Annotated in this window: 17 protein-coding genes and 1 riboswitch; of the genes, 13 read left to right on the plus strand and 4 right to left on the minus strand. The window is 39.6% G+C overall.

What is annotated here, in order from left to right; translation table 11 throughout:
* Nucleotides 1-38: 38 nt before the first annotated feature.
* The 3 genes from PHT93_RS10845 to PHT93_RS10855 form a co-directional block, all read right to left on the minus strand.
* Nucleotides 39-596: a phosphatase PAP2 family protein gene (locus PHT93_RS10845; RefSeq protein WP_300242762.1), complete on the minus strand. Its 558-nt coding sequence runs from the start codon at nucleotides 594-596 to the stop codon at nucleotides 39-41.
* Nucleotides 597-615: 19 nt separating this feature from the next.
* On the minus strand, nucleotides 616-993 hold the full coding sequence (locus PHT93_RS10850; RefSeq protein WP_300242764.1) for a diacylglycerol kinase family protein: 378 nt from the start codon (nucleotides 991-993) through the stop codon (nucleotides 616-618).
* 460 nt (nucleotides 994-1,453) lie between these two features.
* On the minus strand, nucleotides 1,454-1,702 hold the full coding sequence (locus PHT93_RS10855; RefSeq protein ID WP_300242766.1) for a hypothetical protein: 249 nt from the start codon (nucleotides 1,700-1,702) through the stop codon (nucleotides 1,454-1,456).
* 132 nt (nucleotides 1,703-1,834) lie between these two features.
* Nucleotides 1,835-2,033, plus strand: a riboswitch (cobalamin riboswitch).
* Nucleotides 2,034-2,230: 197 nt separating this feature from the next.
* Between PHT93_RS10855 and accC the strand changes: the two genes are divergently transcribed.
* The 4 genes from accC to PHT93_RS10875 all read left to right on the plus strand — a co-directional run bounded on the left by accC (nucleotide 2,231) and on the right by PHT93_RS10875 (nucleotide 7,343).
* The gene (gene accC, locus PHT93_RS10860; protein ID WP_300242769.1) at nucleotides 2,231-3,745 is read left to right on the plus strand and encodes an acetyl-CoA carboxylase biotin carboxylase subunit; all 1,515 of its coding nucleotides are present in this window, start codon (nucleotides 2,231-2,233) and stop codon (nucleotides 3,743-3,745) included.
* Nucleotides 3,746-3,755: 10 nt separating this feature from the next.
* Nucleotides 3,756-4,292, plus strand: coding sequence for an acetyl-CoA carboxylase biotin carboxyl carrier protein subunit (locus PHT93_RS10865; RefSeq protein ID WP_300242771.1), 537 nt, complete (start codon nucleotides 3,756-3,758; stop codon nucleotides 4,290-4,292).
* Nucleotides 4,270-5,802 carry an acyl-CoA carboxylase subunit beta gene (locus PHT93_RS10870; protein WP_300242797.1) on the plus strand — a complete coding sequence of 511 codons (1,533 nt, stop codon included), beginning with the start codon at nucleotides 4,270-4,272 and terminating at the stop codon, nucleotides 5,800-5,802. Before PHT93_RS10865 ends, PHT93_RS10870 begins: the two co-directional genes overlap by 23 nt.
* A gap of 203 nt (nucleotides 5,803-6,005) precedes the next feature.
* On the plus strand, nucleotides 6,006-7,343 hold the full coding sequence (locus tag PHT93_RS10875) for an outer membrane protein transport protein (RefSeq protein ID WP_300242773.1): 1,338 nt from the start codon (nucleotides 6,006-6,008) through the stop codon (nucleotides 7,341-7,343).
* 94 nt (nucleotides 7,344-7,437) lie between these two features.
* Here PHT93_RS10875 and guaA read toward each other — a convergent pair whose 3' ends face one another.
* Nucleotides 7,438-8,958 carry a glutamine-hydrolyzing GMP synthase gene (gene guaA, locus PHT93_RS10880; protein WP_300242775.1) on the minus strand — a complete coding sequence of 507 codons (1,521 nt, stop codon included), beginning with the start codon at nucleotides 8,956-8,958 and terminating at the stop codon, nucleotides 7,438-7,440.
* A 231-nt stretch (nucleotides 8,959-9,189) separates the two neighbouring features.
* On the opposite strand from guaA, the gene atpD reads away from it, so the two are divergent.
* The 9 genes from atpD to PHT93_RS10925 all read left to right on the plus strand — a co-directional run bounded on the left by atpD (nucleotide 9,190) and on the right by PHT93_RS10925 (nucleotide 16,479).
* Complete coding sequence (gene atpD / locus PHT93_RS10885; RefSeq protein ID WP_300242777.1) at nucleotides 9,190-10,707, plus strand: F0F1 ATP synthase subunit beta; 1,518 nt, start codon at nucleotides 9,190-9,192, stop codon at nucleotides 10,705-10,707.
* Between the two features lie 19 nt (nucleotides 10,708-10,726).
* A complete protein-coding gene (locus PHT93_RS10890) occupies nucleotides 10,727-10,960 on the plus strand; it encodes a hypothetical protein (RefSeq protein ID WP_300242779.1) in 234 nt (77 codons plus the stop codon).
* Between the two features lie 424 nt (nucleotides 10,961-11,384).
* The gene (gene atpB / locus PHT93_RS10895) at nucleotides 11,385-12,467 is read left to right on the plus strand and encodes a F0F1 ATP synthase subunit A (protein WP_300242781.1); all 1,083 of its coding nucleotides are present in this window, start codon (nucleotides 11,385-11,387) and stop codon (nucleotides 12,465-12,467) included.
* 27 nt (nucleotides 12,468-12,494) lie between these two features.
* Nucleotides 12,495-12,743, plus strand: coding sequence for an ATP synthase F0 subunit C (gene atpE, locus PHT93_RS10900; protein WP_300242783.1), 249 nt, complete (start codon nucleotides 12,495-12,497; stop codon nucleotides 12,741-12,743).
* 17 nt (nucleotides 12,744-12,760) lie between these two features.
* A complete protein-coding gene (gene atpF, locus PHT93_RS10905) occupies nucleotides 12,761-13,261 on the plus strand; it encodes a F0F1 ATP synthase subunit B (protein WP_300242785.1) in 501 nt (166 codons plus the stop codon).
* Nucleotides 13,262-13,266: 5 nt separating this feature from the next.
* A complete protein-coding gene (locus PHT93_RS10910; protein ID WP_300242787.1) occupies nucleotides 13,267-13,821 on the plus strand; it encodes a F0F1 ATP synthase subunit delta in 555 nt (184 codons plus the stop codon).
* Between the two features lie 6 nt (nucleotides 13,822-13,827).
* Nucleotides 13,828-15,411, plus strand: a complete 1,584-nt coding sequence (gene atpA / locus PHT93_RS10915; protein ID WP_300242789.1) for a F0F1 ATP synthase subunit alpha — start codon at nucleotides 13,828-13,830, stop codon at nucleotides 15,409-15,411.
* Between the two features lie 14 nt (nucleotides 15,412-15,425).
* A complete protein-coding gene (atpG, locus tag PHT93_RS10920) occupies nucleotides 15,426-16,283 on the plus strand; it encodes an ATP synthase F1 subunit gamma (RefSeq protein WP_300242792.1) in 858 nt (285 codons plus the stop codon).
* 37 nt (nucleotides 16,284-16,320) lie between these two features.
* Nucleotides 16,321-16,479: a hypothetical protein gene (locus tag PHT93_RS10925; protein WP_300242795.1), complete on the plus strand. Its 159-nt coding sequence runs from the start codon at nucleotides 16,321-16,323 to the stop codon at nucleotides 16,477-16,479.
* The last annotated feature ends 244 nt before the right edge of the window (nucleotides 16,480-16,723 follow it).

The following is a 16,723-nucleotide window of genomic DNA, read 5'->3' on the forward strand; positions in this document are numbered from 1 at the left end:
AGACCCGGTAACGCAGTGATGCGAAGCCGGGTTCTCTTTTAAAACCGAAGTGAAGCATAAAAACCAATATGTTCCTTTCCCGCAGCAGGGGCAATACTCAAATTGTATTTTTCAGCAAAGGGTTTTGTGAACACATAAGCACTTGCTACTCCCAATGCAGCTCCGGCCGCCACATCCCACCAATCATGCTTTTTACCATACACCCTACTCCATCCCACAAAACTTGCAGCAGCATAAGCAGGTATTCCCCATTTCCATCCATACCGTTTCTGAATAAAAGCAGCTCCGGTAAATGAAACAGCCGCATGCATGGAAGGAAAAGAATTATTGTCGCTTTTATCAGGTCGTTCTTTATTTATCAGCTCCTTCAAAATAAACGCAGTACCTACCGTAGAAATACCAGCCAAGGCTCCCTGCTTCAGACCATCCCAGTCTTGCAAAGCTACGGTAGAAACCAGACAAGCAGCAGGAATAGCTACAGCAAAAACATCCCCGGTAGTACGTACTGTCTTCCTGCTCCCACTCACTTCGATAGTCTGAGCTGATAATGACGAAAAAAGTAAAACAGTCAAACACAATAGCAACAAACGGTTCATCGGCAAATATTTTTTTTAATTAAAAAAGAGCAACAATCTTAGGAAAGAATACAATTCCTCCTACTATAGCAGCAGTAATAGCAGCAATCAATACAGCGCCAGCAGCCAGATCTTTAACCTTTCCAATCATCTCTCTACGTTCCGGTGAGACATAATCACATAATATTTCAACAGCAGAATTAAACGCTTCCATTGCAAAAACAAATCCAATAGCAAAAACAACCATAAGCCACTCCGTAGCAGATATATGCAGTAAAAATCCGCTAATAATCACACAAATTGCCGCAAAACAATGTATCCAGGCATTGTGTTCTCCAACGATCAATGTTTTTATTCCTTTAAAAGCATAATAAAAACTTTTCATTCTACTTTTTACTGAAAACCGTTCTTTATTCATTGCATACCAAATCTTTGCGCAAAGATACAGAAACTTTATTAAGCAATATTACTCATATAGAACGAGAGGGTACTACAATCAAATGTTGACTTATAAAATATAAGAATCTGTTTTGAATTTATTCTCTATTTTTTTATATCTGATTGTTATTTGGCGAAACATGTGAAGACAAGACAAAAAGAAACTATTTTAACCATTTTGCTTACGCACTTCAAAAGCACTTAACCTCATTTTTCTTTCGTTTATATAGTTTCAAACCAATAAATATTTCATAATGACAAATAAAGACCGTTTTTTCACCAAAAACACAAAGGTTGTATTCCAAAATATAAAGATTATTTTCCGAGACGTAAAGGTTATTTTTCGAAATATATCCTTTATCTTCAAAAAGAGTTGCGTAATTTTAGATTTTTTTCTTTTTACAAATCTTTAAAAAAACGGACATGCCGGATAATACAATTTAAACAACATCTCCCGAATTCTGCTCTTCAGGCACATACTTCGTTATTTTGTTAGAGAAGTCAGCCCAAAAAGCCTCATTTGCGATCAGAATCAATCCGACACAAAAACAGGTGATTTGCAAACATTTTGATTTTTCAAACCAATAGCTCTGAGCAAACGCATCTAAGATGCCTGTTTTAATTTTTATAGGATATTTCTTGAGGGCTTGTTTCGGTCTTATTTCATCTTCTTTTTTGCTTATCGGCATCTCCGCATTCAATCACATAGCCCGCTATGCTCATTCATGCGGATATACAACTAAACAAAAAATAAATCGAAATAAGCCACGAATAAAAATTTAAACAGGCTCTAAATAAAGTTTTATCATTTATTTTTTTTCTATATTTGCTCCCGAATTGGTTCTTCTATTCTTGTTCAGGAATAGTAAGATTAAAAGGGAATCAGGTGAAAATCCTGAACAGGCCCGCTGCTGTGAAACTCTGCTTTATAGCTCTGACACAATCTTTTGCCACTGGTTAACCGGGAAGGCGTCGGAGTAAGAGTCAGTCAGAAGACCTGCCATTCATTTTTTAGATTTGTACCCTCGAGGATAAGGGTGTAAGTAAACAATTAACATTAAGTTAATGTAGTAAAAATGTAGAAAAATGAAAGAAGCCACAAACAAGGGCTTTCTTTTGTTTGTTGGTATAAAGATGACGGTAGTTATCTACTGAATTCTGCTGTGCTGACCAGAGGGTCTGCATCGTATATACCTGAAAATTTAATTGATTGAATTATGATTAAAAAAGTGTTGGTTGCCAACAGGGGCGAAATTGCAGTTCGCATCATGCGTTCATGCCGTGAGATGGAGATACAGACAGTGGCTGTGTTTTCAGAAGCAGATCGTACATCGAAGCATGTTTTATATGCCGATGAGGCGTGTTGTATAGGCCCTGCATCGTCTATTGAGAGCTACCTTAACATTGATGCCGTAATTCAGGCAGCGAAAAAACATGGAGCGGATGCTATTCATCCGGGCTATGGTTTTCTTTCAGAGAACGAACAGTTCGTTCGCCGTTGTGAAAAAGAAGGCATCATTTTTATTGGACCTACTGCTGAAACGATGATTTCTATGGGTGATAAGATTATGGCCCGTAAACAAATGATCGCAGCCGGTGTCCCGGTAGTTCCCGGTACGCAAGACAGCATCTCCGACCTCGAGGAGGTGCGTCGAATTTGTAAAGAGATCGGTTTCCCTGTTATGCTTAAAGCCTCTATGGGAGGTGGTGGAAAAGGGATGCGTCTGATCAACAAGGAAGAAGAAATACGGGAAGCATATGAAACCGCGCGCTCTGAAGCATTCTCTTCATTCGGAGACGATACGGTGTACATCGAGAAGTTCGTTGAGGAACCTCACCATATCGAATTTCAGATACTTGGAGATAAACATGGGAACGTGATTCATCTATGCGAACGTGAATGCTCGGTTCAACGCCGTAATCAGAAAATAGTTGAAGAAAGTCCTTCAGTTCTTATGACTCCCGAACTGCGTAAGGAAATGGGTGAAAAAGCGGTTGCAGCAGCTAAATCCGTTCACTACATCGGCGCGGGGACTATAGAATTCCTCGTAGATAAAAATCGCAATTTTTATTTTCTTGAGATGAATACGCGCCTCCAGGTGGAACATCCAATCACGGAGGAGGTTCTTGGTATCGATCTTGTAAAAGAGCAGATTCATGTAGCAAACGGAGAGCCTATTCGCTTCAAACAAAGTGATATTGTTCAACGCGGACATGCTATCGAATGTCGTATTTGCGCAGAAGACACAGAAAATAACTTTATGCCATCTCCGGGAGTTATACGCCAATTAATGGAACCGACCGGAATTGGGGTTCGTATTGACAGTAATATTTACGAAGGATATGAGATTCCTATCTATTATGACCCGATGATTGGAAAACTGATCGTATGGGCTACTAATCGCAAATACGCTATTGAACGAATGAGACGTGTTCTTTATGAATACAGAATAAACGGGCTTAAAACAAATATCGGTTATCTGCGCCGCATTATGGACGTGCCCGATTTTGTGAATGGAGACTATACTACTGCTTTTATTGCCAAAAACAGCGACCTGTTGAAACAGGAGGAAAATTTAGACAATGAAGAGGTGGAAAATATCGCATTAATTGCTTCTTATATTGACTATTTAGTTAATCTGGAAGAAAATAAAAACGATAATCCGCAAGACAACCGTCCGATCAGCCGCTGGAGAGAATTTGGATTGCAAAAAGGAGTATTAAGAATCTAAGAACAACAGTATGGAAATACATATAGGTGACCGGGTGGCGGAAGTTTCCCTTATAAATAAAGAAGGTAATAATGTAAGTGTTAGTATTGACGGAGTAGTATATGATGTCGATATTGTGATGACCGAAAATGGCGCTTGCTCAATTCTACATGATGGCAAGTCATACAATGCCGGCCTGATTCGTTCAAACGGAGGTAAGAATTACAAGGTGAATATGCATTTCTCCTCTTATTCGATAGATATTGTGGATACACAAGCGAAATACTTACGTATGAAGAAGAGTAATAAAGAGAAGCAAAATGATAACATTACTTCTCCAATGCCCGGAAAAGTAGTGAAGATTCCGGTTCAGGTAGGTGATCGTTTATCCGTCGGGGATACGGCTATAGTTATCGAAGCGATGAAAATGCAAAGTAATTACAAAGTCAACTCAGATTGTTTTGTTAAAGAAATCTTAGTACAGGAAGGAGATGCCGTAAATGCAAATCAGGTATTGATTATGTTAGACTTAATAGCAGAAGAAGATAATGGAGCAACAACTATATAAGAAGTTTGAAGAATTAGACAAAGCTGCCGAACTGGGTGGTGGTACAAACAAGATACAAAAGATACATGATGCAGGGCGAATGACTGCCCGTGAGCGCATTGATATGTTATTAGATAAAGGAACGTTCGTGGAATTGGACAAATTCGTAACGCATCGTTGCTCTAATTTCGGTATGGACAAAACCAAAATAGCAGGTGACGGTATCGTTTCCGGGTATGGGAAGATAGATGGACGTCAGATTTTTGTTTATGCCTATGATTTTACGGCTTATGGAGGAACATTGAGTAAAACCAATGCAGCCAAAATTGTTAAGGTACAGAATCTCGCACTGAAGAATGGGGCTCCGGTTATAGCATTGAATGATTCCGGCGGTGCACGTATTCAAGAAGGCGTGGATAGTTTAGCCGGCTATGCCTCTATTTTCTACCAAAACACGATGGCATCCGGAGTGATACCTCAAATATCAGCTATTTTAGGACCTTGTGCGGGAGGAGCATGCTACTCTCCTGCTTTGACCGACTTTATCTTTATGGTAAAAGAAAAAAGTCATATGTTCGTAACCGGTCCCGAAGTCGTAAAAACGGTTACACACGAAGAAGTTGACAAAGAAGAATTAGGAGGTGCATATACACATAGCAGTAAAAGTGGTGTAGCCCATTTCTTAGGCAACACTGAAGAAGAAACCTTGATGAGCATTCGTGAGTTACTGAGCTTCCTTCCATCCAACAATATGGAAGATGCACCTATCAAACAAATAACCGATGATATTAATCGCGAGGTAGAGGCTTTGAATGAAGCAGTTCCCGCCGATCCGAATATTCCATACGATATTAAAGACATCATTGAACCGGTAGTAGATGATCAATACTTTTTTGAAGTAATGCCTCATTTTGCCAAAAACATTGTTGTAGGATTTGCCCGTATGGCCGGTCATTCTGTTGGTATTGTTGCTAATCAACCGGCTTATCTTGCAGGAGTACTCGATATTGATGCTTCCGACAAGGCTGCACGCTTTATTCGTTTCTGCGACTGTTTTAATATTCCGTTAGTAACATTCGAAGATGTTCCGGGGTTCTTACCCGGATCCGGACAAGAGCATGCCGGTATTATCCGCCATGGAGCAAAAATTGTTTATGCCTATGCAGAGGCAACCGTTCCTAAGGTGACCTTAATTACCAGAAAGGCCTACGGAGGTGCATATATTGTTATGTCAAGTAAAGAAACCGGGGGAGATATAAATCTGGCCTATCCGACTGCAGAAATTGCTGTAATGGGTGCAGAAGGTGCTGTAAATATTCTTTACAGAAAATCTGATGAGGAGACAAGACAAAGAGCAATGGAAGAATATAAAGAGAAATTCTCCAACCCTTATCGTGCAGCTGAAGCAGGATATATCGACGAGATTATTCTGCCGAAACAAACTCGTCGCAAATTAATTCAGGCATTGGATATGGCTAAAAACAAGAGCCATAGCAACCCTCCAAAAAAACATGGTAATATTCCATTATAAAAGAAACTATACATACACATAGTATTAGTTATTGTTAGAAATGTTCAATAATGTGTAAAGAAGCCTCCGCTGAAGTGATTCACCGGAGGTTCCGCTTTTATGCACATTATCGACCAAAGTGTGCGGTTTCAAAAAAAACTTCTATCTTTGACGCGTTTTGTTATAAGAAGAAACAGAACGTACACGTAATAATTAATTAATTTATGAAGAGAATTATACTTTATGCATGCATATCCATGCTTCCTTTATCTTATGCTGCAGCTGAGGGCTATCAGGTAAATATTCAAAGCACAAAGCAAGCCGGTATGGGACATGTTGGAACAGCAATGAAATTAGGTGCGGAAAGCATGCACTTTAACCCGGCAGGTCTTGGTTTTCTTGAAAAAGAAGTAGATCTGTCACTTGGTGTTGCAGGAATATTTTCCACAGCTAAATATTCAAGCCTTGACGGTACATATAAACACGAGAGTGATAATGATCCAAGTACTCCTCTTTATGCCTATGCCGGATTTAAAATTTACGATAATTTCTCCGCAGGGGTTAGTTTAACTACGCCATACGGTAGTGCTATGAACTGGGGGAAAAACTGGAAAGGTTCGCACCTTATTCAAAACATTTCGTTAAAAGCATTTTCTTTACAGCCAACGCTTTCTTATCGCCCGTTCGACCGATTGAGTATTGGAGCCGGATTAATGGTTATGTTTGGCAATTTCTCTCTTAGCCGTGCTTTGTTTTCATCAAGTGATATGGCGGACTTAGCGGCACTTATGCCTCCGTTGGCTCCATATGCGGAAAAATATAAAAATACCACCCCGGTGTATGCTGAGTTATCCGGAGATGCAGGAGTAAGGTTAGGCTATAATATTGGTGCAATGTTTGATGTTACCGATCAATTTACGGTCGGTGTATCTTATCGTTCCAAAGTAATGATGAACGTTGGCGAAGGAACAGCCAAAGTTTTCTATGCCAATGAAACAGAGTTAAAGCCTATTCTGGGAGCGATGATTCCGGCATTAGATGAAGGTACACTGGAAGCTGAATTACCATTGCCATCGAATTTTAATATTGGCGCAACCTACAAACCAAATGAAAAATGGCTTCTTTCCGGAGAATTACAATTCGTTGGTTGGGGTGCGTATAAAAACTTAGATGTTGAGTTTAGCCCAGAGTCATTGAGCCAATACAATATCAGTGCACCCAAAAATTACGAAAATACAATAATATACAGATTAGGTGCTCAATACGCACTAACACATCGTTTTGATTTACGCTTAGGTGCTTATTATGACGAATCTCCGGTAAAGAGTGATTTCCTGAATCCTGAAACGCCAAGTATGGATAAGTTGGGATTGACTACCGGTTTTTCTTTTCGTCCGACAGATTCCTTCTCTGTTGATCTTGCCTTCAATTATGTAACAGGGTTTGGTCGCAAAGGATCTTATACGGATAAAGCAACCCTGACACAACAACCTCGTAAATTTGAAGGAGACTATGACGTAAATGCGTTTACAGTCGCCCTTGGATTAGCATATACTTTCTAATACCATTGTTAACACACACAAAAAGGGGGATGCAAAACACAATCTGCATCCCCCTAATTCTATCTATCAGGTTTTATATCGAACAACCGTATGATTATTCCCACTCAATTGTTGCAGGGGGTTTTGAACTGATGTCATAAACAACACGATTCACCCCTTTTACTTTATTGATAATTTCGTTAGATACTTTTGCTAAGAACTCATAAGGCAATTGCGCCCAATCTGCAGTCATAGCATCTGTTGATGTTACCGCACGTAATGCAATCGTATTTTCATATGTCCGTTCATCTCCCATTACACCTACAGAACGAATCGGTAACAGAATTGCACCTGCTTGCCATACTTTGTCATAAAGCCCCCATTCTTTCATTAATGATATATAGATATCATCTGCATTTTGTAATACACGTACTTTCTCTGCTGTAATGTCACCCAGTATCCGAATGCCTAAACCTGGTCCAGGGAATGGATGACGTTTAATCAAGTGAGGCATCATGCCTAATTCTGTACCCACGCGACGCACCTCATCTTTAAATAAAAGGCGAAGAGGCTCTACTAATTTCAGATTCATTTTTTCAGGCAGTCCACCTACGTTATGATGACTCTTTATAACGGTTCCCGTTATTGATAAAGACTCGATAACATCCGGGTATATCGTACCTTGACCCAGCCATTTTATATCCTTCAATTTATGCGCTTCTTCGTCGAATACATCAATAAAACCTTTACCGATAATCTTACGTTTTTCTTCAGGTTCTGTTACTCCGGCTAAACGAGCATAGAATTTTTCGCTTGCATTCACTCCTATAACATTTAAGCCTAAATGTTCATAGTCACGCAATACGTTTTCAAACTCGTTCTTACGAAGCAAACCATGATCAACAAAAATACAAGTAAGATTCTTTCCGATTGCTTTATTTAGCAACACGGCAGTAACTGATGAATCAACTCCACCGGATAAAGCAAGAATAACCTTATCGTCTTTCAGCTGTGCCTTTAATTCTTTAACCGTATCTTCAATGAAAGATGCCGGAGTCCAATCTTTTGAACAACCACAGATAGAAAGAAAGTTGTCTAATATTTTAGTGCCATCGGTGGTATGAAACACTTCCGGATGAAACTGTACACCCCATGTTTCTTCACCTTCCACTTTGTAAGCCGCAGCTTTTACATCATCCGTGCTTGCAATAACTCTGAATGATTCCGGAAGAGTGGTAATTGAATCCCCGTGAGACATCCATATTTGAGCACCGGGAACTACACCTTTCAACAAAAGGTTGTCACCTTCTATATAAGTCAATTTAGCGCGACCATATTCTCTCGAATTAGCAGATTCTACAGTGCCACCCGAAGTATAAGCAAGAAACTGAGCACCATAGCAAATACCCAGAACAGGATATTTTTTTCTTATTTCACTAAGATCTGCCTTAAACGCATTTTTGTCGTACACAGAATAAGGACTTCCCGAAAGGATAACTCCTTTTACACCTGTTGCGTCCTGAGGGAATTTATTGAAAGGAACAATCTCACAATATGTATTCAACTCACGTACCCTGCGGCCGATAAGTTGAGTCGTTTGCGAGCCAAAATCAAGAATGATAATTTTCTCGTGCATGCGATGTAGAGTATTTTATAATGAGTAGTGCAAAGGTAGTAATAAAAAAATTATCCGTGTTAACCGTACTTTTAATTTTATAGTTGTTATATTTATGACAATTTAAACGATACGTTCTTTTACATTGGCTCGTTCACGTTTATAAAACAAATCTTCCACATAGATTCATATTCTTATGAATACTGTGGTAAATTATTAATTTCTAAAATGAAATAAAACAGGTTTAGTGAAATGAATGAAGAAAAGAAAGGAGTTATCACACAAATTATAGGCCCTGTTGTCGATATTCAATTTAATACAACAGATACAGAAAGAGTTGAACTCCCCGCCATTCACGATGCAATTGTGGTAAACCGTCCGGAACATACCCCCTTAATTCTCGAAGTACAACAGCATATTGGAGAATATACGGTACGGACAATAGCAATGGATAGTACAGACGGCTTAAGAAGGGGGATGGAAGCTATTGCAACGAACAATCCCATTATGGTTCCCTTTGGCGAACAAGTTAAAGGGCGTCTTTTAAATGTAGTAGGAAATCCGATAGACGGGATGCGTGCCTTAAATAAAGATGAAGGCGCACCAATCCATAGACAGCCTCCTAAATTTGAAGACCTCACCATCACGCAAGAGGTTCTTTATACAGGAATAAAAGTTATTGATCTTTTAGAGCCATATCCTAAAGGTGGAAAAATTGGACTTTTCGGTGGTGCCGGTGTAGGTAAAACGGTACTTATCATGGAGTTGATCAATAATATTGCGAAGAAACATAATGGTTTTTCGGTCTTTGCAGGTGTAGGTGAGCGTACTCGTGAAGGAAACGACTTGCTTCGTGAAATGATTGAAAGCGGTGTAATACGATATGGCGACGAATTCCGTAAAAGTATGGAAGCCGGCCATTGGGATCTGAGCAAAATTGACTATGATGAAGTTGCCAAGTCGCAGGCAACTCTTGTTTTTGGTCAGATGAATGAGCCGCCGGGCGCACGCTCTTCTGTAGCCCTTTCTGGACTTACTTTGGCTGAAACATTCCGTGATCATGGTGATGAAACTGCCCCTAAAGACATCCTGTTCTTTATTGACAATATTTTCCGGTTCACGCAAGCCGGTTCTGAAGTGTCGGCATTATTGGGACGTATGCCATCTGCGGTAGGGTATCAACCTACATTAGCCTCAGAGATGGGAGCCATGCAGGAACGAATTACATCAACAAAATATGGTTCGATCACATCCGTACAGGCTGTCTATGTACCCGCAGATGATTTAACTGACCCCGCTCCGGCTACCACCTTCTCACATCTTGATTCGACGACTGTATTAAGCCGTAAGATTACCGAACTTGGAATCTATCCGGCTGTTGATCCATTAGAATCAACCTCACGTATTCTTGATCCTCTAATCGTTGGTGAAGAGCATTACACCACAGCGCAACGGGTAAAACAAATCCTGCAACGCTATAAAGAACTTCAGGACATCATCTCTATTTTAGGGATGGAAGAACTATCGGACGAAGATAAAACAACGGTGAATAGAGCACGACGTGTACAAAGATTTCTTTCGCAACCTTTTGCCGTTGCAGAACAATTCTCCGGAATTGAGGGAGTAACCGTAGATATAGAAGACACGATACGAGGGTTTAAAATGATTCTTGACGGAGAATTAGACAACATACCTGAACAGGCATTCCTGAATGCAGGAACGATAGAAGATGTAATCCGGAAAGGTGAAAGCATGAAACAAAAAATATAAATCTCAGTTATTGACGATTATGGAACTGATTGTTATATCGCCTGAAGGTGTACAACTTAAAGAAACAGCAGACAGGGTCACGCTGCCCGGAACTGTTGGCCCTTTTTCGGTTTTGAGAAATCATATACCATTTGTATCAACACTTGAAAAAGGCAAAATCATCTATGTGAGAGATAAAAAAATTATGAATTATAGTATTGATGGAGGTATTATGTTTGTTGAAGACAATATAGTACATGTGATGATTGAGTAGTTTACCAATTTAAACGGAGTTATTATGCATATTGGCAGGATTAGATTAGGAATTAGAATTTTATTATTATTGTGTGCTTTTTATATCGCTATCAGCGTAATAATTGAAGCTATATTTCACTTCTTTTTTCCGACCGGATACTGTAGTCAACATTTCATTATCGGATTGTTTTTTCTTGTCTCAGGAGTAATATTCAATTATTCTATGATCTATTACAGAAACACTGATCAAACACGACTGTTAAATGTATATATGACCGGTAGAATGATAAAATTCTTTTTTACGATTTTGTTCCTTTTCTTTTCCATCTATTATTTCAAGCCTAACAAAACAGCGTTTGCATTAATCACTCTTGTAAATTATTTTATTTTCTCAGCATTGGAGTTATACATCTACTCTTTGTACAATAAACGATTAATTAAACATGAAAAGAAGCAAAAAGAACATCGTTAGGTTCTTTCCTATTCTGATCCTGCTCTTCTTCACTACTTCAGCTTTTGCAGAAGAAAAAGAAGAATTAAACATAAAAGAATTAATCTTCGAGCATCTCGGAGATTCTTACAAATGGCATTTTTTCGAATGGAACGGCAAAGATGTCAGTCTCCACCTTCCGGTAATACTTTTAGACAAAAATGGCGGGTGGCATTTGTTTTCGTCATCCCGTTTGGAAGACAATGCGGTATATGAAGGATTCTATATTGCGAATGAAGGCCAGAACAAGAGCAAAATTGTAGAGAAAGACGAAACAGGAGCTGAAATCAGACCTTGGAATTTTTCCATTACCAAAAATGTATTGGCATTATTTATCAGCGTCTTCATTATTTCAGCATCTATCATGTCGCTTGCAAAATGGTATAAAAACGACAAAAGAAATCCGCCGTCGGGTTTTCTTGGTTTTATCGAAATGATCATACTTAACATTCAGGATGAAGTAATCAAGCCAAGTATAGGAGAAGACTATAAACGATTCTCTCCTTTCTTACTGACAGCATTCTTCTTCATCCTCACAAATAATCTTTTAGGGCTTATTCCTATATTTCCCGGTGGAGCAAATGTGACAGGAAATATAACGATTACATTATTTTTATCGTTCATCACATTCCTTTTGATAAATGTAAACGGTAATAAACATTACTGGAAAGAGGTTTTCTGGCCTGATGTCCCTACTTGGCTTAAAGTACCATTTCCTCTTATGCCATTGATTGAAATATGGGGAATTATTATGAAACCGGCCGCCCTGATGATACGTCTTTTCGCCAATGTTATGGCTGGTCACTCAATGGTATTGGGATTAATCAGTCTCATTTTCGTCTCCGTATCAATGGGTGTTGCAGCCAATATTGGAATGTCAACAGTAGCTGTCTTATTCAGTATTTTTATTAGCTTATTAGAGGTCTTAGTCTCTGTTATACAAGCATACATATTTGTACTCCTTTCGTCCGTATTTATTGGTATGTCTCGTATGAAAGAAAAGATAAAAGAAGAGAATTATATCGAACATCATTAAAATAAATAACATTTTAAATTTTGTATTATGCTATTATCAGTATTATTAGCTGCTGCATCAGCAGGAGGTTTAGGAACTATGGGTGCAACTCTTGGAGCAGGCTTAGCTGCTATTGGCGCCGGGTTAGGGATTGGAAAGATCGGTGCTGCGGCAATGGATGCAATTGCCCGCCAGCCGGAAGAAACAAACAAAATCAGAATGAATATGTTTATTGTAGCTGCGCTTGTTGAAGGGGTAGCACTATTTGCTATCGTTCTTTGTCTATTGGCTATCTAAATTAAAAGAAAAAACGTATGTCATTATTAACACCGGATTTAGGATTACTTTTCTGGATGTGTGTATCATTCGGAATCGTCTTTTTCATTCTGGCAAAATTTGGCTTCCCCGCAATTCTTAAAGCAGTTGATGAAAGAACTGAATATATCAATAAAGCATTAGAAGAAGCGGAGGAAGCAGAACGAAAACTGGCAACCATTAACAAGCAGGCAGAGGCCATTATTGGGAAAGCAGAAGAAGAACGCGCTAAACTACTTAATGAAGCTGGGGAATTACGTAACCGTATCATAAGTGATGCGCACGAAAAAGCTGAAGCAGATATCCGCATACGCCTAACGAAAGCGAGGTCGGAAATTGAGGAAGTAAAGCAAAAAGCTCTTACGGACATTCGTGGTGAGATTGCGGATATATCGCTGAAGATTGCAGGAAAAGTGGTTGACGAGGAATTGAAAAACGATAAAAAGCAACAGGAATTAATCGATCATCTGTTGAAAGAAGAGATTTATTATAAAAGCTAATAAGGATGGATAGAGGTATTATCTCCGGAAGATACGGAAAAGCGCTCTTTATGTATGCAGAGAAGCATGGGAAGGCACATGAAGTTTATGGGGAAACAAAATTTCTTTCCCGTAGCATGAGTAATTATCCGCAGATAAAGCGCATTCTTGCAAGCCCTGTTATCTCTGTCAAAAAGAAGCAATACATCCTTGAGCAGTTGTTTACTGATCAACCGATTAGCGATGTATTTAGTAATTTTCTTCGTCTTGTGCTTGAGCAGAAAAGAGAAGAACAATTGCAAACCATCTGTTTTATGTATCAGGAATACTATCGGGAAGAGAAGAAAATACTCCTTGTGGAATTAGTTACGGCTTCTCCGGTAGGAGAAGAAACGAAAGAACAGGTTATCCGGAAAATGAAGAATTTCACACAGGAACAAATCCGTCTGACAAATACAATAAATCCTGAGATTCTGGGTGGTTATATGTTGTATTGGGATACATACAGATGGGATGCAAGTATCGTTTCACGTATGAGAAAGATAAGAAACAGGATTAAGGAAAGTATAAATAATATCTAACAGTATATGTCTGAAAATATAAAAGTAAGTGAGATTTCTGAAGTAATTTACCAATTACTCGATCAGATGGATCCGGACAAAAACATGGAAGAAGTCGGAACGGTGATCCAGGTGCACGATGGTGTGGTACGCATATACGGACTAAAAAACGCAGAAGCAAACGAATTGCTGGAATTTGACAATGGCGTGAAGGCCATTGTTATGAATCTGGAAGTAGATAACGTCGGGGCCGTTCTATTAGACTCCACCGAAAAAGTAAAAGAAGGTGACATTGTTAAATGCACCGGTAAAATAGCCTCTTTACTTGTAGGTGAAGGGATTATCGGAAGGGTGATCAATCCTATGGGAGAGGTATTAGACGGTGCAGGCGCTATAGGGGGCGAACTAATCAGTATGCCTTTAGAAAGAAAAGCGCCCGGAGTTATTTTCCGCCAACCGGTACAGGAACCTATGCAAACGGGGATTAAATCTATAGACTCGATGATTCCAATTGGACGTGGGCAGCGTGAGTTGATTATCGGCGACCGACAAACCGGGAAAACAAGTATAGCTATTGATACCATATTGAATCAACGGAAAAACTTTGAAGAAGGCAATCCGATCTATTGTATTTACGTAGCCATCGGACAAAAAGCATCAACGGTAGCCTCGTTAGTAAACACGCTTCGCGAAATGGGAGCGATGGAATACACAACAATAGTTATGTCCACTTCATCCGATCCTGCCGCCCTGCAATATTTTGCCCCGTTTGCCGGAGCTGCCATCGGAGAATATTTCCGTGACACCGGCCGACATGCACTTATCGTTTACGATGATTTGTCCAAACAAGCCATTGCCTACCGTGAGGTTTCATTAATACTTCGTCGCCCTTCCGGCCGTGAAGCCTATCCGGGAGACATATTTTATCTACACTCCCGCTTGCTCGAACGTGCAGCAAGAATCATAAACCAAGATGAGATGGCTGCCAAAATGAATGACTTGCCCGAAAGTCTGATCGGCAAGGTTAAAGGAGGAGGCTCTCTGACTGCACTTCCTATCATCGAGACACAGGCCGGAGATGTATCCGCCTATATACCTACAAATGTAATTTCTATTACCGACGGACAGATATTCCTTGATACCGACTTGTTCAACCAAGGAAACAGACCGGCTATTAATATCGGTATCTCAGTCTCCCGTGTTGGAGGACGCGCACAAGTAGCCGCCATGAAAAAGGTGGCAGGAACATTAAAAACATCACAGGCACAATACCGCGAATTAGAGTCATTCATCCGTTTCGGAGGCGAAATAGATAAAATTACAGAGCAGGTTATCGATAAAGGCCGAAAGAACACGGCTCTGCTTATCCAACAACAATATCATCCGTTGAAGACAGGAGAACAAATTGCGATACTCTACTGTGGAACACATGGATTATTAAGAGAAGTTCCTATTGAGAAGGTACACACCTTCGAGATGAAGTTTCTTGAACGATTGAGATTGACAGAACAGGAAACGATTCTATCGCCCTTAGAAAAAGGGATTATTAATCCCGAAATAGAAACTGCAATAGAAAAAATTGCAGCAGATATTTGTAAACAATTAGCTTAAAAACACAAAACCGTATGGCTTCACTAAAAGAAGTAAAAAGACGAATTGTTTCTGTAGAAGGAACGCAGAAGATCACCGTCGCAAGACAAATGATCTCTTCTGCACTTCTACATAAAAGTCAGGACAGCTTGGCAAAGGCCAAAACATACCGCCAAGCCATAGACGAGCTCTATGGAAAAGTTGCCGTATTAGATACAGATAGCCAACAAACGAAACGACACAAACCCGGAGAAGGAAAAGTAGGGGTAATACTTATCTCGTCAAACAGTGGCATGTGTGGGGCTTTCAATATAAACATAGTCAAAGAAGCAGAACACCTGAAAGAACGCTATCCAGGAAAAGAGTTGATTTTATATCCCATAGGAAAAAAAATACGCGAGACGCTACTGAACCAAGGACATCAATTAGGTTTTGAAAAGAATTTCAATTTAGACCAGATATTAGAGAAACCGACCTTCAATAAATCAGTCGAAGCCGTACATTATTTCTCAGACCTATTTAAATCCGGGCATTGGGAGCAACTAATCGTTATTTACACCCACTTTAATACTGTCGCCTCGCAAGAAGTGATTCACGCTCCACTTATGCCATACACAGTTAAGACAACAGAAAAAAACAACAATCGTTTTCTTGTAGAACCGTCTTTAGAAACAGTACGTAAAAACTTATTAGAAAAGAGTTTAAAAACAGCATTCCACACAATGTTGATCGACAGCTTAACATCTGAATACGCAGCTCGCACCATAGCAATGCAATTAGCCAGTGAAAACGCAAACGAATTATTGTCTGAACTGAATATCACGTACAATAAAGTACGTCAGCAAAACATTACCACCGAACTTTTAGATATCGTGGGAAATTCATTTGCATAAGGTGGTTTTTTCGGATCAGGCAAAATATCCGGTTGTTATGGTAATCATCCATCGTGATACGTCTATACTGCAAACTGGCATTTTAGAGACCAATGTCATCAACTTAAACTTCTTGCTCCACTTTAGTCTTACTATTCATCGAATAACTCCGGCTGAAAGCCGAGTATATATCAGCCCAACACAACGTGTTGGGTAATAGGACACCCTTCCTTTGCGGCCTGAAAGGACAGTATAAAGCTACCCTAATATCCGTTATGTTGCCCCTTCAGGGCGTGAGACTCGTTCTACATCCTTCCCAACGCGTTGCGTTGGCTATAATATAGCAGGCTTTCAGCCTTAAAACCAAACTGTATAGCTTAAGTTGATGACATTGGTTTAGAGACTACGCTGAGCAGAGGCTTCCAACAAAATCAATCCCGTTCATATTGTTGATTTACAAT

Origin of the sequence: Massilibacteroides sp., from assembly GCF_028705895.1 — a bacterium.
Taxonomy (GTDB): domain Bacteria; phylum Bacteroidota; class Bacteroidia; order Bacteroidales; family Tannerellaceae; genus Massilibacteroides.